Genomic DNA, 25,156 nt, shown 5'->3' with positions numbered 1-25,156 from the left:
GAGCGGAACGGGCGTGCGGACGGTGCCGCGTGACGTGACCCATGCTACGCCGCCCGCGACAGGAGCGCCTCGCCGGCGACATCGGTGCACCGCACGGCGGTTTCGCCGATCGCCGCGCCGACCAGCATCACGGCCGGGCTGCCGAGCCCGGCCGCCGCGACGCCGCGCGCGAGGCCGCCGAGCGTGCCTGCCCAGCGGCGCTCGTGCGGCGTGCCGGCCCACTGCACGGCGGCGGCCGGCGTCGACGCGGGCAAGGCGGCGAGCAGGCCCGCCGCGATGCTGTCGACGCGGCTCATGCCCATGTAGATCGCGAGCGTGGTGCCGGTCGCCGCGAGCGCCGCCCAGTCGGGTTCGCCGTGGTCCTGGCGGTGTGCGGTGACGAACGTGACGCCCTGGCAGTGCTCGCGGTGCGTGAGCGAGATGCCGAGGCTCGCGGCGGCCGCGAAGCCCGACGAGATGCCGTTGACGATGTCGACGGGAATCGCGGCGGCGCGCAGCGTCGCGAGTTCCTCGCCGGCGCGGCCGAACAGCAGCGCGTCGCCGCCCTTGACGCGCACGACGTGCGCGCCGCGCAGCGCGCAGCGGCGCATCAGTTTCTCGATGAACGCCTGCGGCGTGGAGCGGCAGCCGCCGCGCTTGCCGACGCGGATCACGCGCGCGTGCGGCGCGAGTTCGACGATGCCGGGCGCGACGAGATCGTCGAGCAGCAGCACGTCGGCGGCCGCCAGCGCCTTCACGGCCTTCAGTGTGAGGAGATCGGGATCGCCGGGCCCGGCGCCCAGCAGCGTGACTTTTCCAGTCGTCATGTCGTGTTCCAGTGCCGCGTGCGTGCGGCGATCGATAACGCATTGTTGCTTGCGGCGGCGGCGGGCGGTCGACGCGATCGCGACATCCGGCCGTGCCGGGCACGGGGGGACGTCGTTGTCCTGATCTGTTGCGCCCGCCTGCAACGGCGGGCCCGACTTGCGGGGACTGCCCACCGGCGCCGTTGCCGGTGTGGTCCGGAATCAGCAATATCCGGGCCAACCTGCTCGAACCGGGCGGCGAGCGCGGCAACAGACGTGGCGACAAATGCGGCAATAAGTGCGGCGATACACACGGCGCGACCGCCACGACGGACGCCGGCCCGCATGCGGCCGCGGGGCCGCGGCGCACGCGATGCCGCATCGGCGTGCATCGCGGCCCCGTCCACGCGCACCGCGATGTCGCACGGCGACAGTGCTGCAGCGCACCGTATCTGTGCCTCGCTGCATCCCGACGCATCATGCGCGGCGTCGTGCAGCGACGCGTGCAACGGCCGGCGAGCCTTGTGCGGCGGGGCTGCAGGTGCGATTCGGGCCGATATGGCACGGCGTTTGCGTAAGCTGGCTCGGGCGGGTCAATGGCGATTCGTCCGCAGTACCGATTACCGACGCGCCCGGAAACGGGCTTCATGGGCAACGGCGTCCTACACATCGGGTCTCGACGAGACCGGGTGTGCAGGACGCCGTTTTTCGTTTGGCGGATGACATGACCGACAAAGCTACCCGTATCGATCTCTTCAGCTTCCGCACCGCGCCGATGCGCGCGTTCCACATGACGTGGATGGCGTTCTTCGTATGCTTCTTCGCGTGGTTCGCATGCGCGCCGCTGATGCCGCTGATTGCACGCGAGTTCCATCTCACCGCGGCACAGGTCGCGAACATCAACATCGCCGCGGTGGCCGCGACGATCGCCGTGCGGCTGCTGGTCGGCCCGATGTGCGACCGCTTCGGCCCGCGCCGCGTGTATGTCGGGCTGCTCGCGCTCGGCGCGATTCCGGTGTTCGCGGTGTCGTTCTCGCACGACTATGTGACGTTCCTGATCTGCCGGCTCGGCATCGGCGCGATCGGCGCGGGCTTCGTGATCACGCAGTACCACACGTCGGTGATGTTCGCGCCGAACGTGGTCGGCACCGCGAACGCGACCACCGCCGGCTGGGGCAACGCGGGCGCGGGCGCGACGCAGGCGATGATGCCGCTGCTCGTAGCGGCCGGCCTGATGCTCGGCTTCGGCGACGACGCGTCGTGGCGCATCGCGCTCGTCGTGCCGGGCGTCGCGATGCTCGCGATGGCCTGGGCGTACTGGCGCTTCACGCAAGACTGCCCGCAAGGCGACTTCGTCGCGCTGCGCAAGCAGGGCGTGACGGTCGACAGCGGCAAGAAGGGCGGCTGGGCGAGCTTCTTCGCCGCGTGCGGCAACTATCGTGTGTGGATGCTGTTCGTCACGTACGGCGCGTGCTTCGGCGTCGAGGTGTTCATCCACAACATCGCCGCGCTGTACTACGTCGATCACTTCAAGCTGTCGCTGAAGGACGCGGGCTTCGCGGTCGGGATGTTCGGGCTGCTCGCGCTGTTCGCCCGCGCGCTCGGCGGCTGGCTGTCCGACAAGATCGCCGCGCGCCGCAGCCTCGACGTGCGCGCGACGCTGCTGTGCGCGCTGATCGTCGGCGAAGGGCTCGGGCTGGTCTGGTTCTCGCATGCGCAGGGCATCGGCATGGCGCTCGTCGCGATGCTGACCTTCGGCCTCTTCACGCACATGGCTTGCGGCGCGACCTATGCGCTGGTGCCGTTCATCGACCGCAAGGCGCTCGGCGGCGTCGCGGGGATCGTCGGCGCGGGCGGCAACGTCGGCGCGGTGGCCGCGGCGTTCCTGCTGAAGGGCGTCGGCGACGTGCAGCACACGCTGAGCCTGCTCGGGCTCGCCGTCACCGCGACCGCGCTGTGCGCGATGGCCGTGCGCTTCAGCGAGGAACACAAGGCACGCGAGGCCGAGCTGCGTGACCGCGCGCTCGCCGCCGCCGGCGCCGCGAACTGATCGACCGAAGGAAACGTCATCATGAAACTCATCGTCATCGGCCACGGGATGGTCGGCCACAAGCTCCTCGAATGCGTCGCCGCGCAAGCCGGCGCGGCGGGCGCGCTGCAGGTCACGGTGCTCGGCGAGGAACCGCGTCCGGCGTACGACCGCGTGCACCTGTCGGAATTCTTCGCGGGCAAGTCGGCCGACGACCTGTCGCTCGTCGAACCCGGCTTCTTCGAGCGTCATCCGCAGTTCGACCTGCGGCTGAACGCCCGGGTCGCATCGATCGACCGTGCCGCGCACACGGTCACGCTCGCGTCCGGCGAAACGCTCGCGTACGACAAGCTGGTGCTCGCGACGGGCTCGCGTCCGTTCGTGCCGCCGGTGCCGGGGCGCGATCGCGCGGGCTGCTTCGTGTACCGGACGATCGAGGATCTCGAAGCGATGCAGGCGTGCGGCACGCACGCGAAGCGTGGCGTGGTGATCGGCGGCGGGCTGCTCGGCCTCGAATGCGCGAAGGCGCTGCGCGACATGGGGCTCGACACGCACGTCGTCGAATTCGCGCCGCGGCTGATGGCGGTGCAGGTCGACGACGGCGGCGGCCGGATGCTGCGCGCGAAGATCGAGGCGCTCGGCGTGACCGTGCATACGGGCAAGAACACGCTCGAAATCGTCGACGGCGAAGAAGGCACGCACCGGATGGCGTTCGCCGACGGTTCGCATCTCGATGCCGACATGATCGTGTTCTCGGCCGGCATCCGCGCACGCGACGAACTGGCGCGTGCGTGCGGCCTCGAAATCGGCCCGCGCGGCGGCGTCGCGATCGACGACGCGTGCCGCACGAGCGACGCCGACATCTACGCGATCGGCGAATGCGCGGCCTGGAACGGGATGGTGTACGGGCTCGTCGCACCGGGCTACGACATGGCGCGCGTGGTCGCGAAGCAGCTCGGCGGTGCCCCGGAAGAAGCGGCCGACGCCGCATTCGCCGGCGCCGACATGAGCACCAAGCTGAAGCTGATGGGCGTCGACGTCGCGAGCATCGGCGACGCGCACGGCGCGACGGCCGGCAGCCGCACCTACCAGTACGCGGACGAGCGCCGCCAGGTCTACAAGAAGCTGGTGGTATCGGACTGCGGCAAGTTCCTGCACGGCGCGGTGATGGTTGGCGACGCGACCGAATACGGCACGCTGCTGCAGATGATGCTGAACCGCATCGAGCTGCCCGAGTCGCCGGAATTCCTGATCCTGCCGTCGTCGGACGGCGCGGCGAAGCCCGCGATCGGCGTCGACGCATTGCCGGACGGCGCGCAGATCTGCTCGTGCAACAACGTGTCGAAGTCGCAGATCTGCGCGGCGGTGGCCGACGGCGCGACGAGCCTGGGCGCACTGAAGTCGTGCACGGGCGCGGGCACGTCGTGCGGCGGCTGCGTGCCGCTCGTCACGCAGATCATGAAGGCCGAGATGAAGAAGCAGGGCCTCGCGGTCAACAACCATCTGTGCGAGCACTTCCCGTATTCGCGCCAGGAGCTGTTCCACCTGATCCGCGTCGAGCGCATCACGACCTTCGACGCACTGCTCGCGAAGCACGGCCACGGGCTCGGCTGCGACGTGTGCAAGCCGGCGGTGGCGGGCATCCTCGCGTCGTGCTTCAACGAGTTCGTGCTGAAGAAGGAGCATGCGGGGCTGCAGGATTCGAACGACTACTACCTCGCGAACATCCAGCGCGACGGCACGTACTCGGTCGTGCCGCGCATGCCGGGCGGCGAGGTGACGCCGGAAGGGCTGATCGCGGTGGGCCAGGTCGCGAAGAAGTACGGGCTCTATACGAAGATCACCGGCGGCCAGCGCGTCGACCTGTTCGGCGCGCGCGTCGAGCAGCTGCCGTCGATCTGGGAGGAACTGATCGCGGCCGGCTTCGAATCGGGGCATGCGTACGGCAAGGCGCTTCGTACCGTGAAGTCGTGCGTCGGCTCGACGTGGTGCCGCTACGGCGTCGACGATTCGGTCGGCCTCGCGATCGACCTCGAGAACCGCTACAAGGGCCTGCGCGCGCCGCACAAGATCAAGTTCGGCGTATCGGGCTGCACGCGCGAGTGCGCGGAAGCGCAAGGCAAGGACGTCGGGATCATCGCGACCGAGAAGGGCTGGAACCTGTACGTGTGCGGCAACGGCGGGATGAAGCCGCGCCACGCGGAACTGCTCGCGTCCGACCTCGACCGCGCCACGCTGATCCGCTACATCGACCGCTTCCTGATGTTCTACGTGCGCACCGCCGACCGGCTGCAGCGCACCAGCGTGTGGCGCGACAACCTCGAAGGCGGGCTCGACTACCTGACCGACGTCGTCGTGCACGACAAGCTCGGGATCGCGGCCGAACTCGAGGCCGACATGCAGCACGTGGTCGACACCTACGAATGCGAATGGAAGAAGGCCGTCACAGACCCGGACACGCGCAAGCGCTTCCGCCACTTCGTGAACAGCGACGCGCCGGACACGACCATCGCATTCGTCGAGACGCGCGGCCAGATCCGGCCTGCCACGCCGGCCGAGCGCGCGGGCGGCAGGCCCGTTGCGATTCCCGTCGTCGCCGAACCCGCCACCGTGTGACTTCGACCGACACCAGCGTCTTTTCCAAGGAGCCCATCATGAACGATCGTCATCCCCTGTCCTGGACCCGCGTGTGCCCGCTCGACGACATCGTGCCGAACACCGGCGTGTGCGCGCTCGTCAACGGCGAGCAGGTCGCGGTTTTTCACGTCGCGCATGCCGAAGCAGGCGGCGTGTTCGCGATCGACAACGTCGACCCGGTGTCGCAGGCGGCGGTGATGTCGCGCGGGCTGATCGGCAGCCTCGGCGAGCGCGTGGTGGTTGCGTCGCCGCTGTACAAGCAGCATTTCGACCTGCGGACCGGCGAATGCCTCGAAGCGCCCGAGCAGTCGGTGAACGCGTATCCGTCGCGGGTCGAGGACGGCTTCGTATGGATCGCCGCCTGAACGCCCCGGAGCACGCATGAGCGCCACCCCCGTCAAGAGCGTGTGCCCGTACTGCGGCGTCGGCTGCGGGATGGTGCTGCACGTCGAGGATGACGAAGTCGTCAAGGTATCGGGCGACTCCGACCATCCGGCCAACTTCGGACGGCTGTGCACGAAGGGTTCGTCGGCGCATGTCGCGCTGCGCCGCTCGGGGCGGCTCGACCGCGCGTTCGTGCGGCGCGCGCGCGAGGACGACCTCGTGCCGCTGCCGGCCCGCGACGCGATCGCCGAGACCGCGCGGCGGCTGCGCGCGGTGCTCGACGCGCACGGGCCCGACGCGCTGTCGTTCTACGTGTCGGGGCAGATGTCGATCGAGGCGCAATACCTCGTGAACAAGCTCGCGAAGGGCTTCGTCGGCACCAACAACATCGAGTCGAACTCGCGCCTGTGCATGGCGAGCGCGGGCACCGGCTACAAGCAGTCGCTCGGCGCGGACGGCCCGCCCGGCTCGTACCAGGACTTCGATCGCGCGAACCTGTTCTTCGTGATCGGCGCGAACATGGCCGACTGCCACCCGATCCTGTTCCTGCGGATGATGGATCGCGTGAAGGCCGGCGCGAAGCTGATCGTCGTCGATCCGCGCCGCACCGGCACCGCCGACAAGGCCGACCTGTTCCTGCAGATCCGGCCGGGCACCGATCTCGCGCTGACGAACGGATTGCTGCACCTGCTGCATGCGAACGGCCGCATCGATGCCGCGTTCATCGATGCGTACACCGAAGGCTGGGACGCGATGCCCGCGTTCCTCGCCGACTACACGCCCGAACGCGTCGCCGAAATCACTGGCCTCGCCGAAGCCGACATCCGCACGGCCGCGCAATGGATCGGCGACGCGCAGGAATGGATGAGCTGCTGGACGATGGGTCTCAACCAGAGCACGCACGGCGTGTGGAACACCAACGCGATCTGCAACCTGCATCTCGCGACGGGCACGATCTGCCGGCCTGGCAGCGGGCCGTTCTCGCTGACCGGCCAGCCGAACGCGATGGGCGGGCGCGAGATGGGCTACATGGGGCCCGGGCTGCCGGGCCAGCGCTCGGTGCTGTCCGACGACGACCGGCGCTTCGTCGAACACCTGTGGCGCGTGCCGGCCGGCACGCTGCGCAAGGACGCCGGCCGCGGCACCGTCGACCTGTTCGAACGGATGGCGGCCGGCGACATCAAGGCGTGCTGGATCGTCTGCACGAATCCGGTCGCGACCGTGCCGAACCGGCAGAACGTGATCGCCGGGCTGCAGGCCGCGGAGCTCGTGATCGCGCAGGACGCATTCCTCGACACCGAGACCAACCGCTACGCGGACATCCTGCTGCCCGGCGCGCTGTGGGCCGAGGGCGACGGCGTGATGATCAACTCCGAACGCAACATGACGCTGATGCGCGCCGCGGTTGCGCCGCCCGGCGACGCGCTGCCGGACTGGCGCATCGTCGCGGAAGTCGCGCGCGAGATGGGTTTCGGCGATGCGTTCGACTATGCGTCGGCGGCCGACGTGTTCGACGAGATCGTGCGCTTTTCGAATCCGGCGACCGGCTACGACCTGCGCGGCGCGAGCCATGCGGCGCTGCGCGAGGGCCCGGTGCAATGGCCGGTCGCGCCGGGCACCGCGCGCGAGCGGCACCCGGTCCGCTACCTGAACGACGGCGTGAGCCAGACGCCGCGCGCGGCAGCCGACGGCGGCGCTGCGCCGCGCCTCGCGTTCCCGACGCCGTCGGGCAAGGCGCGCTTTTTCGCTCGGCCGCACGTCGATCCGGCCGAGCTGCCGGACGATACGTTCCCGATCGTGCTGAACACCGGCCGGCTGCAGCATCAATGGCACACGATGACGAAGACGGGCAAGGTCGCGATGCTGAACAAGCTCAATCCGCGCCCGTTCGTCGAACTGCATCCGGACGACGCGAGCGCGCTCGGCATCGCCATGCAGGACAGCGTCGAGATTCGCTCGGCGCGCGGCCGCGCCGTGCTGCCGGCCGTCGTGACCGAGCGCGTGCAGCGCGGCAACTGCTTCGCGCCGATGCACTGGAACGACGTGTACGGCGACGACCTGTGCATCAACGCGGTGACGAACGACGCGATCGATCCGGAATCGCAGCAACCCGAACTGAAGTATTGCGCGGTCGCGCTCGCGCGCGTCGACACGGACGCGTTCGCGTCCGCCGCCGACGACACGGCGCGACCCGATGCCGCCGCCGGCGACGCGCGGCCCGTGCCGGCGGCGGTGCAGATCACGGCTTCACAGGAATCCGACATGGCAGACCTCGACACTTTCGCGGCCGCGCTCGGCGTGGCCGATCTCGCGCCGCCGCCGCTCACCGACGCGGAGCGCCTGTACGTGGCCGGCCTCGTCAGCGGGCTGAAGGCGAGCGCCGGCCGGCGCGACGGCGGCGTGCCGGTGCTGCCGGCCGGCGCGCCGCTCACGCCGCCGGTGCGGTTCTGGCTCGACGGGATGCTGGCGGGGCTGTTCAGCCGCGCGATGCCGGCCCACACCGCGCAAGGCGCTGTGCCCGCACTGCCGACCGAGGCCGCCGCGCCGGGCGGCGTGCGGATCGTGCGCACGCGCCCGAAGGTCGTGCTGCTGTGGGCGTCGCAGACCGGCAACATCGAATCGCTGACCGAGGACTACGCGACGCAGCTGATGAACGCCGGCTTCGAGATCCGCACCGCGTGCATGTCCGACTATCCGGTCGCGTCGCTGGCCGGCGCGCAATACGTGCTGCTGATGACGAGCACGTTCGGCGACGGCGACGCGCCCGACAACGGCAGCGAGTTCTGGGACGCGCTGCGGGCCGGCAGCGCCGCGCGCCTCGACGGCGTGCACTTCGCGGTACTCGCGTTCGGCGATCGCAACTACGACCAGTTCTGCGGGCACGGCCGCCGGCTCGATGCGAGGCTCGCTGAACTCGGCGCGGCGCGCCTGTGCGCGCGCGTCGATTGCGACGTCGAGTTCCAGCGCGATGCCGACCAGTGGCTCGAGCGCGTGGTCGCCCGGATCAAGGAGGCGGATGCGGCGCTGCATGCGGTGCCGACCGCCGGGATGAGCGCGTCGGGGCTGCTGCCGACCAAGGCGCATCCGGCGCCGTCGAAGCTCGTCGCGAACCTGCGGCTCAACCGGCCGGGCGCCGCGAAGGACACGCGCTACGTGTCGCTGTCGACCGAAGGCGCGAACCTCGAATACGAAACCGGCGACGCGCTCGGCGTGTGGCCGACCAACTGCCCGGAGCTGGTCGACGAGCTGCTGTCGGTCACCGCGCTGAAGGCCGACGCCCCCGTGTCGGTCGCGGGCGTCGGCGACATGCGGCTCGGCGATGCGCTGGCGCGCCACTTCGACATCACGCGCCCGCATCCCGACACGCTCGCGTTCATCGCGTCGCGTAGCGCGAACGGCGCGCTGAAGGCGCTGCTCGGCGACGATCGCAAGGCCGACCTGAAGCAATGGTTGTGGGGGCAACAGCTCGCGGACGTGCTGCACGAATTCCCGGTCGAGCTGTCGGGCGCGGAGCTGGTCGGGATGCTGAAGCGGCTGCAGCCGCGCCTGTATTCGATCGCGTCGAGCCCGAGCGCGCACCCGGGCGAGATTCACCTGACGGTGTCGGCCGTGCGTTATCACAATGGCCGCCGCGCGCGCAAAGGCGTCGCGTCGACGTTCCTCGCCGATCGCGCGGACGACGGCCGCGTGCCGGTGTTCGTGCAGAAGTCCGCGCATTTCCGGCCGCCGGTGAACGGCGACGTGCCGGTCGTGATGGTCGGGCCCGGCACCGGCGTCGCGCCGTTCCGCGGCTTCCTGCACGAGCGGCAGGCGCGCGGCGCGCGCGGCCGCAACTGGCTGTTCTTCGGCGAGCAGCATGCGCAGACCGACTTCTACTACGGCGACGAACTGAGCGCGATGCGCGACAGCGGCTTCCTGACGCGGCTCGATCTCGCGTTCTCGCGCGACCAGGCCGACAAGATCTACGTGCAGGACCGGATGCGCGAGCAGGGCGCCGAGCTGTACAAGTGGCTGGAGGAAGGCGCGCACTTCTACGTGTGCGGCGACGCCGCGCGGATGGCCAAGGACGTCGATACCGCGCTGAAGGCGGTCGTCGCCGAGCACGGCGGGATGTCGGACGAAGCCGCGAACGACTACGTCGCGAAGCTCTCGAAGGCGCGGCGCTACATGCGGGACGTGTACTGAGCGCGCTCGGCGCGGCTCGACGCGGCCCGCCCGGTTGCGGGCCCGGCTTCGGCGACGCATTGACCCGCGACGGTTCGCGCCGTCGGGAAGGTCATCGACGGCGAACGTCGTACGCGACAGGCCGGGCGGCGGGCAGGGCGTTCCTGCGTGACCCGCCTGCCGACGCCGGCCTGCGTCACTGCTGCCGGTCCCACGCGCGCGCCTGCTCGGCGCGCACGAACGCTTCCGACGACTGCGGCAGCAGGTTGCGGAATGCGCCGCCGTCGTTTTCGATCACGTCGACCATCTTCGCGATCATTTCCTCCGGATCGTGCTGCTCGAGCGGGAAGGTCAGCCGCTCGGGCGTCACGGTGTGAACGGCCGGATCGCGCCAGCGCCGTGGCGTTTCCATCATGCGGTCGTTGAAGCCGGTGCTGTACGGGCCCGGGTTCACGACCGCGACACGGATGCCGTGCGGCGCCAGCTCCGCGTGCATCGCCTCGGCGACCGATTCGACCGCGTGCTTCGACGCGCAATAGGCGCCCGTGAACGGCCCCGTGATCAACCCCGCGATCGACGACACGAACACGATCTTGCCGTGCCCGCGCGCGAGCATGCCGCGGGCGATCTGCTGCGTGAGTTCGAGCGGCCCGAACAGGTTGACGTCGAACAGCTCGCGCACGATCTCGACCGGCAGGTCGACCAGCGCGCCGGCTTCGCCGACGCCCGCGTTGTTCACGAGCACGTCGACTTCGAATTCGGCCGCGCGGGCGCGGTCGTAGGCCGAAGTCACGTCGAGCTTCACCGCGCGCAGTGCGGTGCCGCGCTGCGCGGCGGCGTCCGTCAGCGCGTCGATCTCGGCGGTCGTGCGGACGCCGGCCGTGACCGCGTGACCGTGTTGTGCGAGCCGCAGCGCGACTTCGCGGCCGAAGCCGCTGCCCGCGCCGGTGATGAGGATGCGTTTCTGTGCCATGTGCTTACCTCGAGGTGGGAAAGGTTGCGTGAAAGCGATCGCGGCAATGCCGCGCGATCGCGTCGTCCTGCTCGACGCTGCCGCCCGATATGCCGATCGCGCCGACGCAGCGCCCGTCGCCGTCGACGAGCGGCTCGCCGCCGCCGAACGTGACGAGCCCGCCGTGGCTGTGCTCGATCCCGCGCAGCGGGCCGTCGCCGGACATCGCGCCGAGCGCGGCGGTCGATGCGCGGAAGCGGATCGCCGTCAGCGCCTTGCGTTGCGCGAGGTAGATCGCACCGAGAAAGCAATCGTCGGTGCGGATGAATGCGAGCAGGTTCGCGCCGGCGTCGACGATCGCGATCGACACACCGGCGACCTGCAGCGACGCGGCCTGCGCGAGCGCGGCTTCGATCGTCTGCCGGACGGCTGCGAGCGGCAGGGCGGGGCTGTGATGCGGATTCATTCGATGCTCCGGTGGAAGACGACGGGGCCAGTGTAGGTAGTTCTTGTATATGGGAGAATCGGCATTCCACTCGAAGGAGTTTCAAGTTTTTTTAATGATGAGCAGACGCGATCCGATGGCCGGGCTGCACGTGTTCATGACGGTCGCGACGGCCGGCAACTTCACGCGTGCTGCCGCCGCGCTCGGCCTGACGCCGGCTGCCGTCAGCCTTGCGATCGGCCAGCTCGAAGGCGAACTGAACGTGAAGCTGTTCAACCGCAGCACGCGCGGCGTGAGCCTGACCGAAGCCGGCCAGCATTACCGGCAGCAGACGGAGCCTGCGTACCGGCAGGTCATGCAGGCGCGCGACGCGCTGAAGGAGGTGCGCAGCGAGCCGGGCGGGCTGCTGCGCGTCACGGCGCTGCCGCTCGCGCGTTCGCTCGTGATCGCGCCGATACTGGCCGCGTTCCGCGCGCGCTATCCGAGGGTCCGGCTCGAAATCCGCTACGAGAACGAGCTGGTCGATATCGCGAAGGAGGGTTTCGACGCGGGGATTCGTCTTGCCGACCGGCTGCAGCCCGGCATGATCGGTGTGCGGATCGCACCCGCGCTGACCTGCGCGCTGGTCGCATCACCCGGCTATCTGGCGCGGCACGGCACGCCCGCGTCGATCGCCGAGCTGGCGCGCCATGCGTGCATCCGGTTCCGGTTCTCCGAGAGCGGGCGCCTGCACAAGTGGCTGCTGCGCGACGGGCGTCACGACGTCGATCTCGACCCGGAAGGCGTGCTCGTGACGAACGACGCGGATGCGGTGATCGATGCCGCGCGCGAGGGCGTCGGCATCGCGTTCGCGTTCATGCGCGAGCGCATCGACGCGGACCTGCGCGACGGCACGCTCGTCGAGGTGCTGCCGGGCGCGTGCCGGACGCTGCCGCCGATGTGGCTCTATTACGTGAATCGCAAGCACGTGCCGGCGAAGCTGCGCGCATTCATCGACATACTGCGGGAGCGGGCCGGCGCCGACTGGCACGATGACGGCGCGACAAAGGGCCGGTGAGGCGGGCACGGGAATCCGTCCCCATTCCCCGAATCCCGCGCCGGTCGCGGGTTTGCTCTCGCGGGCTCGGTCGGGCCGGGAGAATTTCTCCCAAAAGCGTCGCAAGTCATTCATTCGATGAAAAATTCCCGGCGGTTCCCGGTATGATGCGCACCTTGCGCATGAATTTGACGCGTCGTTGATGCGACCGCCGCGCCCGAACCGCTCAGTACGGGATCGAAAGATTCTGTAATATAAAATCCGTATACTCGTAATTTCTGATTCAGGCGCCGCCTGGCTTCGTCCCAGGCCGACCGCCCACGCAGAACAACCAGATTCGTCGCCGCGAGGCCACCCTGCGCCGCGACAAGCTACGCACCACCACTGAACACTCTATGTCTTCCCGCCACCCTGGCCAGCCCGGCCGTGCCGCGGCAGCGATCGCCCGTGTCGCGACGCTGATCCGCAATGAGCGCGTGCTGTCGCCGCTGCTCGCGCTCGGCATCGGCCTGCTGCTGATCGTGGTGTTCCAGCACCTGTCCGAATCCGTCGACTACCGCTCGGTGATCCGCCAACTGCGCCACCTGTCCGTGGGCGAGTGGGGCGCGTCGCTGGCCGCGACGGCCCTCAGCTATCTCGCGCTCGTCGCCCGCGATGCGGTCGGCCTGCGCTACGTCGCCGCGAAAGTGCCGCGCGCCGCGCTGTGGATCGGCGCGATCGCCGGCTCCGCGCTCGGCAATGCAACCGGCTTCGGCGCGCTGACGGGCGGCGCCGTGCGCGCGCGCGTGTACGGCGTGTCGGGCGTCACCCCCGCGCAGATCGGCCGGATGACCGTCTTCACCAGCGGCACGCTCGCACTCGCACTGGTGCTGATGACGGCGGTCGGCATGGTCTGCGTGCCGCAGACGCTCGCCGCGATGCTGCATGTCGCGCCCGGCGTGCTGACGTGGAGCGGCGCCGCGCTGCTCGTGGTGCTGGCCGTCATGACGATGCTGTGCGGCAGCACCGCGCGCCCGGTCGTCACGCGCTTCAAATGGCTCGCGTTCGACGTGCCGGCGCGGCGCGACCTCGTCGCCCAGGTCGTTTATGCGGTGCTCGACGTCGTGGCCGCGGGCCTGACGCTGTGGGTGCTGCTGCCGGCCGCTCCAGTCGGCTTGCCGACTTTCATCACCGTGTACGCGGCCGCGCTGCTGCTCGGGATGATCGGCCATACGCCGGGCGGGATCGGCGTGTTCGAGGCCGCGATGGTCTTCACGCTGGGCCGCGAAGTGCCGGCGCACGCGATGGTCGCCGCGCTGATCGCCTATCGCGCGATCTACTTCGGCGTGCCGCTCGTGCTGTCGGCCGGCCTGCTGGCCGGGTTCGAGGGCCGCGCGCTGCGCCGCCGGCTCGTGACGCGGCAGGCCGCGCGCGTGTCGCAGCTGGCGCCGCTGTTCCTGAGCCTCGTGACCTTCGCGGTCGGCGGGATGCTGGTGATCTCGAGCGCGACGCCCGCGTTCTGGCACCGGATCGCGATCCTGCGCAACATCGTGCCGCTGTGGGTGCTCGAAGGCTCGCAGGTGATCTGCAGCGTGCTGGGCGTCGCGTTGCTGTTCGTCGCGCGCGGGCTGTTGCGCCGGCTCGACGGCGCATGGTGGATGACTTTCGCGCTGACGCTCGCGAGCCTCGCGCTGTCGCTGGCCAAGGGCCTCGCGTTCGTCGAGGCCGGCGTGCTCGGCACGCTGCTGGTGCTGCTGCTCGTCAGCCGCCGCCGCTTCAACCGGCATTCGTCGCTGCTCGCCGAGCGCTTTACGGTGAGCTGGTTCGTGTCGGTGACGATGGTGCTCGTGCTCGCCGTGTGGGTGCTGTGCTTCGCGTTCCGCGACGTGCCTTACACGCGCGATCTGTGGTCGCATTTCGCGTTCGACGAGCGCGCGCCGCGGGCACTGCGCGCGACGCTGGCGGCCGGCGTGTTCGTCGCGATGTTCGCGCTGTGGCAACTGCTGCGGCCGGCGCCCGGGCGTTTCGTGAAGCCCGCCGAGCAGGACCTGATCGATGCGGAGCAGATCATCCGCGCGCAGGAGTGCAGCGATGCGGGCCTCGCGCTGATGGGCGACAAGTCGTTCCTGTTCTCCGAATCGCGCCGCGCGTTCCTGATGTATGCGAAGAACGGCCGCACGTGGGCCGCGCTGCACGATCCGGTCGGCCCGCGCGAGGAATGGCCGGCGCTGATCGGCAAGTTCATCGCGCTGGCGCACGCGCACAGCGGCCGCGCGGCGTTCTACCAGGTGCGCGCGAACGCGCTGCCGCTGTATCTCGACGCGGGGCTCACGCTGATGAAGCTCGGCGAGGAAGCGCATATCGCGCTCGACCGCTTCGACCTGAAGGGTTCGAACCGGTCGCACCTGCGCTATGCGCTGCGCCGCGGCGACAAGGACGCGCTGACGGTCGAGGTGATCGCGCCGCGCGACGTGCCGGCCGCGCTGCCGTCGCTGCGCGACATCTCCGACGGCTGGCTCGACAGCCGCGACGCGCGCGAGAAGAGCTTCTCGGTGGCTGCGTTCCACGACGGCTATCTCGCGACGCAGTCGGTGATGCTCGTGCGCCAGGCCGACAAGCCGATCGCGTTCGTCACGTTCATGACGACCGACCTCAACACCGAGGCGACGGTCGGCGTGATGCGTCATCTGCCGGACGCGTCGCCGTATGCGATGGAGTATCTGTTTACGCAGCTCGCGCTGCATCTGAAGGAAGCGGGGTTCCGCAAGCTGAGCCTGGGCATCGCTCCGTTCTCGGGGATGGGGGCGGCGAAGATGCCGTCGCCGTGGCACCGGTTCGGGCTGATGGTCTGGCGCTTCGGCGGCCGCTTCTACAACTTCCGCGGCTTGCGTGCATTCAAGAGCAAGTTCGAGCCGCACTGGGAGCCGCGCTATCTCGCGGCCTCGGGCTCGGTCGGCGTGTTCGTCACGCTCGCGGATCTGTCCCTGCTGGCTGGAGGTCGGCGTTCATGATGTTGAAGAAGGGTATCGCGCGGGCGGCAGTCGCCTGCGCGGGAATGATGCTGGCCGGCGCGGCGTTCGCGGCGCAGGCCGCGGCGCAACCGGAAACCGTGTCGGGCGGCCGCTACGGCCCCGTGACCGTGACGAAGCCGGGCGGCCCGCTGCGCGGCTTCGTCGTCCTGTTTTCGCGCGGGCGGGGCTGGGGCGCCGCGGACCAGCAGGCGGCCGACGCACTCGCTAAAGCGGGCGCGATGACGGTCGGGGTGGATTCGGAGCGCTATGCGGCGAACCTCGCCGCGAAGCAGGAAACCTGTCACCACCTCGACGGCGATGCCGAAGCGGTCAGCCACCAGCTCGAACGCCTCGCGCAATCGGCGCGTTACTACACGCCGATCGTCGCGGGCGTGGGCCAGGGCGGCGCGATCGCGAAGCAGATCCTGTCGATGGCGCCGGAGAACACGATCGCCGGTGTCGCTTCGGTCGCGCCGGCGGCGAAGCTCGATGCGCGCTTCAAGCCGTGCCCGCCCGATCCGACGATCGTGCGCCGCGCGATGCCGGGCTTCGTCGAAACGGCCGCGGCCGGCGACACCGCGAAGCTCGTGTCGCTCGTCACGTCGCACTTGCACGACACCAGCAGCACCGACGAGCTCGACGTGTCGGACCTGCCGCTCGTCGAGCTGCCGGCCAAGGGCGGCAGCGACCGCCTCGCGATCGTGATCTCGGGCGACGGCGGCTGGCGCGATCTCGACAAGACGATCGCCGAGGCGCTGCAGCGCGACGGCGTGGCGGTGGTCGGCATCGACAGCCTGCGCTACTTCTGGAGCGAGAAGCCGCCTGCGCAGGTGAGCCGCGACCTGGCGCGCGTGATGCGCACCTACATGGCGCGCTGGCATGCGAACCGCGTGGCGTTGGTCGGCTACTCGTTCGGCGCGGACGTGATGCCGTTCGCGTACAACCGGCTGCCGGCCGACCTGCGTGACAAGGTGGCGGTGATGTCGCTGCTCGGCTTCGCGCCGGCGGCGGATTTCCAGATCCGCGTGACGGGCTGGCTCGGGATGCCGGCGAGCGACAAGGCGATGAAGGTCGCGCCGGAAATCGCGAAGGTGCCGCCGCAGCTCGTGCAATGCTTCTACGGCGCGGAAGAGAAGGACACGATGTGTCCGGCGCTCGCGAACACCGGTGCCGACGTGATCAAGACGGGCGGCGACCACCACTTCGGCCACGACTACATCGCGCTCGAGAAGAAGATCCTTGGTGCGTTCGGCAAGCCGGTGGCGGCGCGCTGAACGCCGGCGCCCGCTGAGTGGCGGGCGCGGCGCTTGCGGTTCATCGGACGGGCGGCCTGCGGGCCGCCCGTTTTCATTTCCCGGCTTGCGTCTCGACTTGCGGCGCCGCGTCCTGCCGCGGCGCCGCCGTTCTCGCATCGCGCTGATAGAAGCCGGGAAACCGGTCGAGCTGCCGGCGCGCGGCGGCCAGATCGGCATCGGCGCCGAGCACTGCGCTCGAAAACCCCGTGCGCTCCATCAACAGCAACTGATCGACCAGCACGTCGCCGGTCGCCCGCACGTCGCCGGCGAAACCGAAGCGCTTGCGCAGCAGATACGCCTGGCTGTATGCGCGGCCGTCGGTGAAGGACGGGAAGTGCAGGTCGATGCGCGCGGCCTGCGCGATGCGAGCGGCGAGCGGCCGCAGTTCCTCGTCGTTGCCGATCGTCAGGATCGTGCGGGTCGCGGTGTCCGGCGCATTCGTATCGTCGGCGTGTTCGGCCGGCGTCAGCAGCCGGATGCGTACGTTCGTGCTGGCGTGTGCGTCGGTCGGTGTCATGCGTGCTTCGCCTGGTGACGGGCGTCGTTGGCCGCGGCCTTGAAGGGCTCGGCGCCGATGCGGCGCACCGTGTCGATGAATCGTTCGCTGCGGCCGTCGGCGTCGAGCCGCGCGTCGAGATAGACATTCACGAGCGCGTCGACGACATCGACGATCTCGTCCGCCGAGAACGACGGGCCGATCACCTTGCCCGGCCGAGCGGGGCCGCTCGCGCTCGAGCCGTCCGAACCGCCGAGCGTCAGCTGGTACCACTCGGCGCCGTCCTTGTCGACGCCGAGGATGCCGATGTGCCCGCTGTGATGATGGCCGCAGGAGTTGATGCAGCCGCTGATGTGCAGGTCGATGTCGCCGACGTCGTGCAGCATGTCGAGATCCTGGAACCGCTCGGCGATCGCATCGGCGATCGGGATCGAGCGCGCGTTCGCGAGCGCGCAGAAATCGCCGCCCGGGCACGCGATCATGTCGGTCAGGAGTCCGACGTTTGCGCTGGCAAGGCCGATCGCGCGCGCATGCTCCCACAGCAGGAACAGGTCGTCGACGTGCACCCACGGCAGCACCACGTTCTGAGTATGCGTGACGCGTGCCTCGCCGGCCGAGAAGCGCTCGGCGAGTTCGGCGAGCGCGTCGAGCTGCTCGGGCGACGCGTCGCCGGGCGCCTGCAGGCGGCGCTTGAACGACAGCGTGACGATGCGCAGCGCCGGGTCGCGATGCGCTGCGACATTGCGCGCGAGCCAGCGCGCGAAGGCCGGATGGCGGCTGGCATGCGCGGCCATGCGCGCTTCGATGTCGTGCGGGTCGTGCGGGTCGAGCGTGCGGCGCGCGAGGCGCGGCGGCACGAACGATGCGGCGATGCGGTCGAACTCGGCCTGCGGGATCGTGTGCGGGCCGCCGTCATGCTCGACGATCTGGCGGAATTCTTCCTCGACGTCGTCGATATAGCGCTGTCCCTCGCTCTTCACGAGGATCTTGATGCGCGCCTTGTACTTGTTGTCGCGCCGCCCGTAGCGGTTGTACACGCGGACGATCGCCTCGATGTAGTTCATCACCTGCTGCCACGGCAGGAACGCGCGCAGCAGCGTCGCGATCAGCGGCGTGCGGCCCATGCCACCGCCGGCGCTCACGCGAAAGCCGAGTTCGCCCGCGTCGTTGCGCACGAGTTTCAGCCCGACGTCGTGCCAGTCGGTCGCCGCACGGTCCTCGGCCGCGCCGGTGATCGCGATCTTGAACTTGCGCGGCAGGAACGCGAATTCCGGATGCAGCGTCGTCCACTGGCGCATCACCTCGGCGAACGGGCGCGGATCGGCGATCTCGTCCGGCGCGACGCCCGCGCGCTCGTCGCATGAAATGTTGCGGATGCAATTGCCGCTCGTCTGGATCCCGTGCATGTCGACGGTCGCGAGCAGGTCCATCACGTCGGCCGCCTTCGCGAGCGGAATCCAGTTGAACTGCACGTTGGTGCGGGTCGTGAAGTGCGCGTTGCGGGTCGGCAGGCGCAGCGTGCCGAGCTGCGCCTGCGCGTCGTACGCGGCGCGGTAGGTGGCGTCGTCGGGCACGTCGTAGTCGCGTGCGATACGGGCGAGCACGCGCAGCTGCCCGCTCGACAGTTCGCCGTACGGCACGGCCACGCGCAGCATCGGCGCATGGCGCTGCACGTACCAGCCGTTCTGCAGGCGCAACGGCCGGAACGCATCCTCGCTCAACGTGCCGTGCTGCCAGCGTTCGAGCTGGTCGCGGAACTGGGCGGCGCGGCTGTGCACGAGCGCCCGGTCGAAATCGGTATATCGGTACATGACGTGATACGCGAGAGGAGCGGCGGCGCAGGGGCGCGCGCCGCTCGGGAGGGGACGTTGCGACGGGTGTCGGGCAACAGGGACAGCGTAGGGAACGCGGGGCGGCGGGACAAGCAGCAGATCGGAGCGGAAACGGCGCAGCAGATCGGAGCGGAAACGGCGCAGATCGAAATGGAAAGGACGCAGCAGATCGGCGGAGCGCGCCGTTGTGTGCCGGGGCATGCATTGCGCATGCCCCGCGTCGGGTTCAGGCTTGCGCCGGTGCGTCGACGATCAACGCCGGATCGAGCGCGCGGATGCGCTGGTCGATGAAGTAGCCGCCGCCTTCCTGATAGCGCAGATAAAGCCGGCCGCACGATACGCAGCGGCTGACGTTGCAGCGGTTGTACGGAAAGTGGCGCGGTGCGATCGGCGCGTCGTCCGACGCATAGCGCGTGCCGGCCGGATGATATTCGTCGTAGGTCGGCTCGGTCTCGCCGGGCGGCGCAAGCGTGGCCACTTCGGTCAGTTGCGTGTCCTGCAGCGACAGCGGCAGGGTCGTCCAGCCGGCGAGCGAGGTTCTCGTGCACGTGCACGGCTGCGTAACGTGTGCCGCTTCGGCCGCCAGTTTCAGCAACGCGTCGTGATCGAGGTAGGGCAGTTGGCTCATGGGCAATCGTGAAGGAGCGGCGGGACCAGCAATGTAACCCGCGCGCGGCTTCGCTGCATGGACGTGATGCGCGCGGCGCGCAGCGTGCGCACGAGGCGCGATCAGCCCGACTTGCGTACCGCCGGCCCGGCGACCAGCTCGCCGAGCACGCGGATCGCGCGCTCGATGTCGCGGCTCCACGGATGGCCGAAGTTCACGCGCACGCAGCGCTCGAAGCCGTGCGCGGCCGAGAACAGCGGCCCCGGTGCGAAGCTGATGCCGCGCGCGATCGCCTGGCGGTGCAGTTCCATCGCGTCGATCGCGTCGGGAAACGACAGCCACAGGAAATACCCGCCGTCCGGCCGCACCCACTCGACGCCGGGCGGCAGCCAGCGCCGCAGCGCGTCGTCCATGCGCGCGAGCTGCGCCTGCAGGGTGCCGCGCAGCTTGCGCAGGTGACGATCGTAGCCGCCGTGCTCCAGATAGTTCGCGATGCCGGCCTGCGCGGGAATGCTCGCCGACAGCGTGGTCATCAGCTTGAGCCGCTGCACCTTCTCCGCGAACCGGCCGGCGGCGGCCCAGCCGATCCGGTAGCCGGGCGCGAGCGTCTTCGAGAACGAACTGCAATGCATCACGAGGCCGTGCCGGTCGAATGCGCGCGCGGGCAGCGGGTAGTCGGGGCCGAAATGCAGCTCGCCGTATACGTCGTCCTCGATCAGCGGCACCTCGCGTGCGGCCAGCAGCTCGACGAGCGCGCGCTTCTTGTCGAGCGACAGCGTGACACCGGTCGGATTCTGGAAATTGGTCATGAACCAGCACGCGCGGATGTCGTGCCGGTCGAGCGCGTTCGCGAGCGCATCGAGATCGAGGCCCGTGCGTGGATCGACGGGAATCTCGACCGCGCGCAGGTCGAGCCGCTCGATCGCCTGCAGCGCCGCATAGAAGCCGGGAGACTCGACCGCGACGACGTCGCCGGGCCGCGTGACGGCCATCAGGCACAGGTTCAGCGCTTCGAGCGCACCGTTGGTGACGACGATCTCGTCGACGGGTTGCGCGACACCGGTTGCCAGATAGCGCCGCGCGATCTGCTGGCGCAGCGCCTCGCTGCCGGGCGGCAGGTCGACGACCGTGCTCCACGGGCTGACGAGCCGCGTCGCCTGCGCGAGCGATTTCGCGAGGCGCGGCAGCGGAAACAGCTGCGGCGCGGGAAATGCGGAGCCGAGCGGCACGATGCCGGGCTGCGTCGCGGCGTCGAGCACCGAGAACACGAGGTCGCTGATGTCGACCTTGCGCGTGGCGCCGGCACGGCTCGCGCGGCGTTTCGCGGGCGGGTTCGCCGCCGGGCCTGCGCCCGGCGCGACGTAATAGCCGGAACGCTCGCGTGCGCGGATCAGCCCCCACTGTTCGAGCAGGTAGTACGCGCGAAACACCGTCGACTGGCTCACGCCATGCTGCGCGATGATCTGCCGCAGCGACGGCAGGCGCGTGCCGACCGCGAGGTTGCCGTTGCGGATTTCGTCGGCGATCGTCTGGGCGAGGGTTTCGTAGCGTTTCATCGGCGCGGGCGGAGCATGCTTGGTGCCGCTCGCGCGGGGCCGATGCGGCGCCGCGCCGGCGGGCGCGCGTCATTGTCCGACGAGCGGCCCGAAAAGGAAAGCGCGACGGCCGCGGCCGGTCGCGCTGTCGTGGCGATGCCGATGCGTGCGCATCCGTCGCGCGTGATCGCGGCGTTCATGCCTGCGTGGCGCGGATGCGCATGCGATGGCTCGACGCGCATGCAGGCGGAGGTGGTGACACGACGCGATGGATGACGCGCGTCGCCGAACGCTCCGAACGCATACGCAGTACATACCGCGTGGCGCCGTGGCTGCAAGCGGAGTTGGCACACGTCGCGTCTTGCCTTTCACCTGATGATTCTCCGTTCGAGTGGCCGGGTTCGAGCGCGTGCAGCGACGTGCGATCGAACGCGTACGCGGATGACGCGCTCCGAATAGGCGGATGCAGTGCGCGTGCGGCTTGTTCCAATTGCGCGGCGATATTTTTTGTGGTCTTGTTGCACGATCAAGCATCGACTCGAAAAAAGGACAGTCGAATGCATACGGGGAATTCGGACGAGGACCGATTGATCAGGGGAATCGGCGCGCGCCGTGCGCGCCGCGCCGCGTGCCGGTGGCTTGTCGTCCTGACGCTGGGCTGGCAGGGCCTGCCTGCCTGCGCCGCTTCCCCCGAGACCGTCGGCGACAACGTACTGCGTGTCCTTGCGTGGCCCGGCTACGCGGACAACGATGTCGTCAATGCATTCGAGACGCACTTTCATGTGCACGTCGAAGTAACCTTCGTCGATTCCGACGAAGCGTTGTGGACACGGATGCACAGCGCGTCGCCGCCGCCGTACGACGTGCTTGCGGCCAACACGGCCGAGATCCAGCGCTATGCGAGCGACGGCCTGCTCACGCCGATCGACCTGTCGCAGATCCCCAACCGCCGGCGGCAACTGCCGAATTTCCAGCAGCTCGCGACGATCGGCGGACTCGTGCGCAACGGCTCGACCTATGCGATTCCGTTCACGTATTCGTCGATGGGACTGATCTACGATCGCAAGCAGGTGCCGGTCGCGCCGCGCTCGATGCTGGAACTCTGGAATCCGCGTTACCGCGGCAAGGTGCTCGACTTCAACAGCGCGCCGCATAATTTTTCGTTCACCGCGCTCGCGCTCGGCTATCCCGACCCGTTTCGCCTGTCGCCCGCGCAAACGCTTGCCGTCGCGCACAAGCTGGTCGAACTGCGGCGCAACCTGCTCACGTATTACACGCTTCCGGACGAGGCGACCACGCTGTTCGTCCAGCATCGCGCGGCGCTGATGTTCGGCAACTATGGCACGCAACAGGTCGAACAGCTGCGTCGCGCCGGTGCGGATGTCGGCTACGTGATTCCGGACGAAGGCGCGCTCGCGTGGCTCGACTGCTGGGGCGTCACGCGCGGCGCGGAGCATCGCGAACTGGCGTTCGCGTGGATCAACTACATGCTCGAACCGGCGATCGGCGTGCTGCTGACCGAACGCCAGGGGCTCGCGAATACGCTCCAACCGCCACCCGGTCTCGAGGCCGGCCACCAGCACCTCGTCTGGATCCAGCCGGTCGAGGACATCGCGCGGCGTGAGTCGCTATGGAGCCGCATCGTGTCGGGCGACCGGCCGGAGCGGTTCGAAAAATGATCAGGCTCGGGCTCACGTGGAAGCTGTCGATGCTGTTCGCGTGCATCGGCGTGATCGCGTCCGGCACGACCGGCTACTACACCTACCGCGCGAACCGGACGATGCTCGTGCAGGAAGCGCAGCACAGCCTGCTGATGTCGACGCACTTGCTCGGACAGCGCTTCACGACCGCGCTGTCCGACGTGGCCGACGATGTGCTCGTGCTCGCGCAATTGCCGGCGTCGGCGTCCGTCGCGAGCGGGGAAGGCGCCGATCGCGCGCCGCGCACGCGGCTCGAACAGGTGTATTACAGCTTCATGAAAAATCACCCCGAGTACCTGCAGATCCGGCTGATCGCGCGCGGGGATTTCGGGCTCGAGCGGATCCGCGTCGATCGCGACGCGCACGGCATCGTCGTGTTGCCGGAGAGTGCATTCCAGGAAAAAGGGCAGTTTCCTTACGTATTCGATACGCTTGCGACGGCGCCCGGTCATATCTACCTGTCGCCGATCGCGATCAATCACGAGACCGGCTCGCATGCGGCCGAAGGGCTGCCGATCCTGCGCGTGGGCACGCCGGTGGTCGACGAAGGCGGCCGGGTCGTCGGCGCGCTGGTCGTCGACGTCGAGCTGACGCGCATGTTCGACCGGCTTGAACGCGATCTGCCGCCAGACTACGTGGTGTATCTCGCGAACAAATGGGGCGATTTCCTCGTGCACCCCGATCCGTCGCAGATCTTCGGCTTCGATCGCGGGCACCGCGTGCTGATGCAGGACAGCTTCCCCGACACGCGGCTGCTGTTCGTCGGGGCGCGCACGAACGTGGCGCTCAACGGTCTCACGCAGCCCGACGCCGCACCGGGCCAGATGTTCGCGTTCGTGCGCACGCCGTTCGGCAACAACGTGGGCAACCGCTTCGTGGTGCTCGGCATGGCGCGTCCGCTCACGGACGTGCTGGCGCCGGCCGGGATGCTCGGCGAGCGGATCATCCGGATGGTGCTCTTGATGAGCGTGGCGGCGGTGATTCTCGCGATCCTGTTTGCGAGCGCGATCACGCGGCCGTTGCAGATGCTCGCGCGCGCGGCGACCCACGTGTTCGACGATCCGGCCGCCGAACGGTTGCCGGTCGCGCGGGCCGACGAGATCGGCGTGCTGGCGCGCTGTTTCGACAGCATGCGCGTCGAGATTCGTACGCAGGTCGCGATGCTGCGCGCGAAGCAGCTGGAACTCGCGCACCTCGCCGGTCACGACCCGCTGACCGGCTTGCCGAACCGCCTGTTGTTCATGGAGCATCTCGATGCCGCGATCCGGCATGCGGCCGCGGTGCGCGAGGGGCTGGCGGTGATGTTCGTCGATCTCGATCGCTTCAAGCAGATCAACGACCAGCACGGGCACGCCGCCGGCGATCGCACGCTCGTCGCGGTCGCGAAACGGCTGAGCCTCGCGCTGCGCAGCGGCGACATGGCCGCGCGGCTCGGCGGCGACGAATTCATCGTGCTGATTTCGGACGTGCGATCGCCCGCGGTGATCGGCGATATCGCGTCGCGTATCCAGATCGTGATGGCCGAGGAACTGGAATTCGGCGACCGGCACCTGGCCGTGGGCGCGAGCATCGGCGTGAGTGAATATCCGGCGGATGGCGCGTCGGCCGAGGAACTGCTGGTCAAGGCCGACGCGGCGATGTACGCGGCGAAGGCGTCCGCGCAGTGCGCGTGCGTGCGTTACCAGGAACTGCTCGGCGGCGGTATCGCCACCGACGACGGCGGCCGCGTGGCGGCGGAGGGCAGCCGCTGACGGCGGACCGGCCCGGCGCGCGGCAAAAACGCGGCGAGCCCGTCACGGGACGGGCTCGCTGGATCCGGGCGGACCGCGCGCGATGCGCGCGGCGGCGGACTTAGTGGCCGAAGTAGACCGAGTCGCGCGTGTTGCGCACCTTGACCGCCGGTGCGCCGCCCTGGACGACCGGGGCCGGCTGCGCGCCGTAGCCGCTGTTGTCGGCAGCGTGTGCGCGCGCTTGCGCGGCCTGGATGTCGGCCGGGTAGTACGGGCTCGACTGGCTCGGCTTGTAGCCGGCATTTTCGAGCTGAACCAGTTCGTTGCGGACTTGAGCGCGGGTCACGGTGCTTTGTGCGAAAGCGCCGAACGAAGCGGACAGGGCGACAGCGGCGACGACTGCGGAAACGAGCGATTTCATGATGACCTCCGATGTTCTATTGGGTTCGCCGGCGACACCATGTCGTAAGCGATTGATTACATCGTAGGCGTCGGTGGATTCAGGGTAAACGTGGATTCCGGCGAAAGATCATTGTCGG

The 25,156-nt window shown here is 69.3% G+C and carries 17 protein-coding genes; 9 read left to right on the top strand and 8 right to left on the bottom strand.

What is annotated here, in order from left to right; all coding sequences use genetic code 11:
- Positions 1–44 precede the first annotated feature (44 nt).
- Complete coding sequence (gene cobA / locus DIE12_RS26995; RefSeq protein ID WP_124522044.1) at positions 45–806, bottom strand: uroporphyrinogen-III C-methyltransferase; 762 nt, start codon at positions 804–806, stop codon at positions 45–47.
- A 703-nt stretch (positions 807–1,509) separates the two neighbouring features.
- On the opposite strand from cobA, the gene DIE12_RS26985 reads away from it, so the two are divergent.
- From DIE12_RS26985 to DIE12_RS26970, 4 genes are read left to right on the top strand one after another with little or no spacing between them, the layout of a single operon-like run.
- Complete coding sequence (locus DIE12_RS26985) at positions 1,510–2,835, top strand: MFS transporter (protein WP_124522042.1); 1,326 nt, start codon at positions 1,510–1,512, stop codon at positions 2,833–2,835.
- 21 nt (positions 2,836–2,856) lie between these two features.
- The gene (nirB, locus tag DIE12_RS26980; RefSeq protein WP_124522040.1) at positions 2,857–5,430 is read left to right on the top strand and encodes a nitrite reductase large subunit NirB; all 2,574 of its coding nucleotides are present in this window, start codon (positions 2,857–2,859) and stop codon (positions 5,428–5,430) included.
- A 38-nt stretch (positions 5,431–5,468) separates the two neighbouring features.
- A complete protein-coding gene (gene nirD / locus DIE12_RS26975) occupies positions 5,469–5,816 on the top strand; it encodes a nitrite reductase small subunit NirD (protein WP_124484642.1) in 348 nt (115 codons plus the stop codon).
- A gap of 16 nt (positions 5,817–5,832) precedes the next feature.
- On the top strand, positions 5,833–10,020 hold the full coding sequence (locus DIE12_RS26970) for a bifunctional nitrate reductase/sulfite reductase flavoprotein subunit alpha (RefSeq protein ID WP_124522038.1): 4,188 nt from the start codon (positions 5,833–5,835) through the stop codon (positions 10,018–10,020).
- A 175-nt stretch (positions 10,021–10,195) separates the two neighbouring features.
- On the opposite strand, the gene DIE12_RS26965 is transcribed toward DIE12_RS26970, so the two are convergent.
- On the bottom strand, positions 10,196–10,972 hold the full coding sequence (locus DIE12_RS26965; protein ID WP_124484644.1) for an SDR family oxidoreductase: 777 nt from the start codon (positions 10,970–10,972) through the stop codon (positions 10,196–10,198).
- A 4-nt stretch (positions 10,973–10,976) separates the two neighbouring features.
- Entirely contained in the window at positions 10,977–11,417 is a 441-nt protein-coding gene (locus DIE12_RS26960) for a heme-binding protein (protein ID WP_124522036.1), read from the bottom strand.
- Positions 11,418–11,514: 97 nt separating this feature from the next.
- On the opposite strand from DIE12_RS26960, the gene DIE12_RS26955 reads away from it, so the two are divergent.
- From DIE12_RS26955 to DIE12_RS26945, 3 genes are all read left to right on the top strand, one after another.
- Positions 11,515–12,453, top strand: a complete 939-nt coding sequence (locus DIE12_RS26955) for a LysR family transcriptional regulator (RefSeq protein WP_124522105.1) — start codon at positions 11,515–11,517, stop codon at positions 12,451–12,453.
- A 374-nt stretch (positions 12,454–12,827) separates the two neighbouring features.
- The gene (gene mprF, locus DIE12_RS26950; protein ID WP_124522035.1) at positions 12,828–15,422 is read left to right on the top strand and encodes a bifunctional lysylphosphatidylglycerol flippase/synthetase MprF; all 2,595 of its coding nucleotides are present in this window, start codon (positions 12,828–12,830) and stop codon (positions 15,420–15,422) included.
- On the top strand, positions 15,419–16,696 hold the full coding sequence (locus DIE12_RS26945; protein ID WP_124522033.1) for a virulence factor family protein: 1,278 nt from the start codon (positions 15,419–15,421) through the stop codon (positions 16,694–16,696). The genes mprF and DIE12_RS26945 overlap by 4 nt, the downstream gene beginning before the upstream one ends.
- Before the next feature lie 73 nt (positions 16,697–16,769).
- On the opposite strand, the gene DIE12_RS26940 is transcribed toward DIE12_RS26945, so the two are convergent.
- The 4 genes from DIE12_RS26940 to DIE12_RS26925 form a co-directional block, all read right to left on the bottom strand.
- Positions 16,770–17,234 carry a DUF934 domain-containing protein gene (locus tag DIE12_RS26940; protein WP_124522031.1) on the bottom strand — a complete coding sequence of 155 codons (465 nt, stop codon included), beginning with the start codon at positions 17,232–17,234 and terminating at the stop codon, positions 16,770–16,772.
- Positions 17,231–19,024 (bottom strand): nitrite/sulfite reductase, encoded by a 1,794-nt coding sequence (locus DIE12_RS26935; protein WP_124522029.1) that lies wholly within the window; start codon positions 19,022–19,024, stop codon positions 17,231–17,233. Before DIE12_RS26935 ends, DIE12_RS26940 begins: the two co-directional genes overlap by 4 nt.
- Positions 19,025–19,271: 247 nt before the next feature.
- Entirely contained in the window at positions 19,272–19,673 is a 402-nt protein-coding gene (locus tag DIE12_RS26930; protein ID WP_124522027.1) for a hypothetical protein, read from the bottom strand.
- A gap of 101 nt (positions 19,674–19,774) precedes the next feature.
- Positions 19,775–21,208, bottom strand: a complete 1,434-nt coding sequence (locus tag DIE12_RS26925; RefSeq protein ID WP_044845719.1) for a PLP-dependent aminotransferase family protein — start codon at positions 21,206–21,208, stop codon at positions 19,775–19,777.
- Between the two features lie 536 nt (positions 21,209–21,744).
- Between DIE12_RS26925 and DIE12_RS26920 the strand changes: the two genes are divergently transcribed.
- Positions 21,745–22,866 (top strand): extracellular solute-binding protein, encoded by a 1,122-nt coding sequence (locus tag DIE12_RS26920; protein WP_044845699.1) that lies wholly within the window; start codon positions 21,745–21,747, stop codon positions 22,864–22,866.
- Positions 22,863–24,638 carry a sensor domain-containing diguanylate cyclase gene (locus tag DIE12_RS26915; protein ID WP_124551381.1) on the top strand — a complete coding sequence of 592 codons (1,776 nt, stop codon included), beginning with the start codon at positions 22,863–22,865 and terminating at the stop codon, positions 24,636–24,638. Before DIE12_RS26920 ends, DIE12_RS26915 begins: the two co-directional genes overlap by 4 nt.
- A gap of 100 nt (positions 24,639–24,738) precedes the next feature.
- Here DIE12_RS26915 and DIE12_RS26910 read toward each other — a convergent pair whose 3' ends face one another.
- Positions 24,739–25,038, bottom strand: a complete 300-nt coding sequence (locus tag DIE12_RS26910; RefSeq protein ID WP_124522025.1) for a DUF4148 domain-containing protein — start codon at positions 25,036–25,038, stop codon at positions 24,739–24,741.
- Positions 25,039–25,156 lie beyond the last annotated feature (118 nt).

Origin of the sequence: Burkholderia sp. Bp9015 (genome assembly GCF_003853505.1) — a bacterium.
GTDB lineage: Bacteria > Pseudomonadota > Gammaproteobacteria > Burkholderiales > Burkholderiaceae > Burkholderia.
This window is presented reverse-complemented; position numbering and strand designations above follow the sequence as displayed.

What these genes read in the sequence shown, in the direction of transcription:
- cobA (WP_124522044.1), bottom strand. Translation starts at nt 806, where the DNA reads ATGACGACTGGAAAAGTCACGCTGCTGGGCGCCGGGCCCGGCGATCCC.
- DIE12_RS26985 (WP_124522042.1), top strand. Translation starts at nt 1,510, where the DNA reads ATGACCGACAAAGCTACCCGTATCGATCTCTTCAGCTTCCGCACCGCG.
- nirD (WP_124484642.1), top strand. Translation starts at nt 5,469, where the DNA reads ATGAACGATCGTCATCCCCTGTCCTGGACCCGCGTGTGCCCGCTCGAC.
- DIE12_RS26955 (WP_124522105.1), top strand. Translation starts at nt 11,515, where the DNA reads ATGAGCAGACGCGATCCGATGGCCGGGCTGCACGTGTTCATGACGGTC.
- DIE12_RS26910 (WP_124522025.1), bottom strand. Translation starts at nt 25,038, where the DNA reads ATGAAATCGCTCGTTTCCGCAGTCGTCGCCGCTGTCGCCCTGTCCGCT.
- DIE12_RS26940 (WP_124522031.1), bottom strand. Translation starts at nt 17,234, where the DNA reads ATGACACCGACCGACGCACACGCCAGCACGAACGTACGCATCCGGCTG.
- DIE12_RS26925 (WP_044845719.1), bottom strand. Translation starts at nt 21,208, where the DNA reads ATGAAACGCTACGAAACCCTCGCCCAGACGATCGCCGACGAAATCCGC.
- DIE12_RS26930 (WP_124522027.1), bottom strand. Translation starts at nt 19,673, where the DNA reads ATGAGCCAACTGCCCTACCTCGATCACGACGCGTTGCTGAAACTGGCG.
- mprF (WP_124522035.1), top strand. Translation starts at nt 12,828, where the DNA reads ATGTCTTCCCGCCACCCTGGCCAGCCCGGCCGTGCCGCGGCAGCGATC.
- DIE12_RS26960 (WP_124522036.1), bottom strand. Translation starts at nt 11,417, where the DNA reads ATGAATCCGCATCACAGCCCCGCCCTGCCGCTCGCAGCCGTCCGGCAG.
- DIE12_RS26945 (WP_124522033.1), top strand. Translation starts at nt 15,419, where the DNA reads ATGATGTTGAAGAAGGGTATCGCGCGGGCGGCAGTCGCCTGCGCGGGA.
- DIE12_RS26920 (WP_044845699.1), top strand. Translation starts at nt 21,745, where the DNA reads ATGCATACGGGGAATTCGGACGAGGACCGATTGATCAGGGGAATCGGC.
- DIE12_RS26915 (WP_124551381.1), top strand. Translation starts at nt 22,863, where the DNA reads ATGATCAGGCTCGGGCTCACGTGGAAGCTGTCGATGCTGTTCGCGTGC.
- nirB (WP_124522040.1), top strand. Translation starts at nt 2,857, where the DNA reads ATGAAACTCATCGTCATCGGCCACGGGATGGTCGGCCACAAGCTCCTC.
- DIE12_RS26970 (WP_124522038.1), top strand. Translation starts at nt 5,833, where the DNA reads ATGAGCGCCACCCCCGTCAAGAGCGTGTGCCCGTACTGCGGCGTCGGC.
- DIE12_RS26965 (WP_124484644.1), bottom strand. Translation starts at nt 10,972, where the DNA reads ATGGCACAGAAACGCATCCTCATCACCGGCGCGGGCAGCGGCTTCGGC.
- DIE12_RS26935 (WP_124522029.1), bottom strand. Translation starts at nt 19,024, where the DNA reads ATGTACCGATATACCGATTTCGACCGGGCGCTCGTGCACAGCCGCGCC.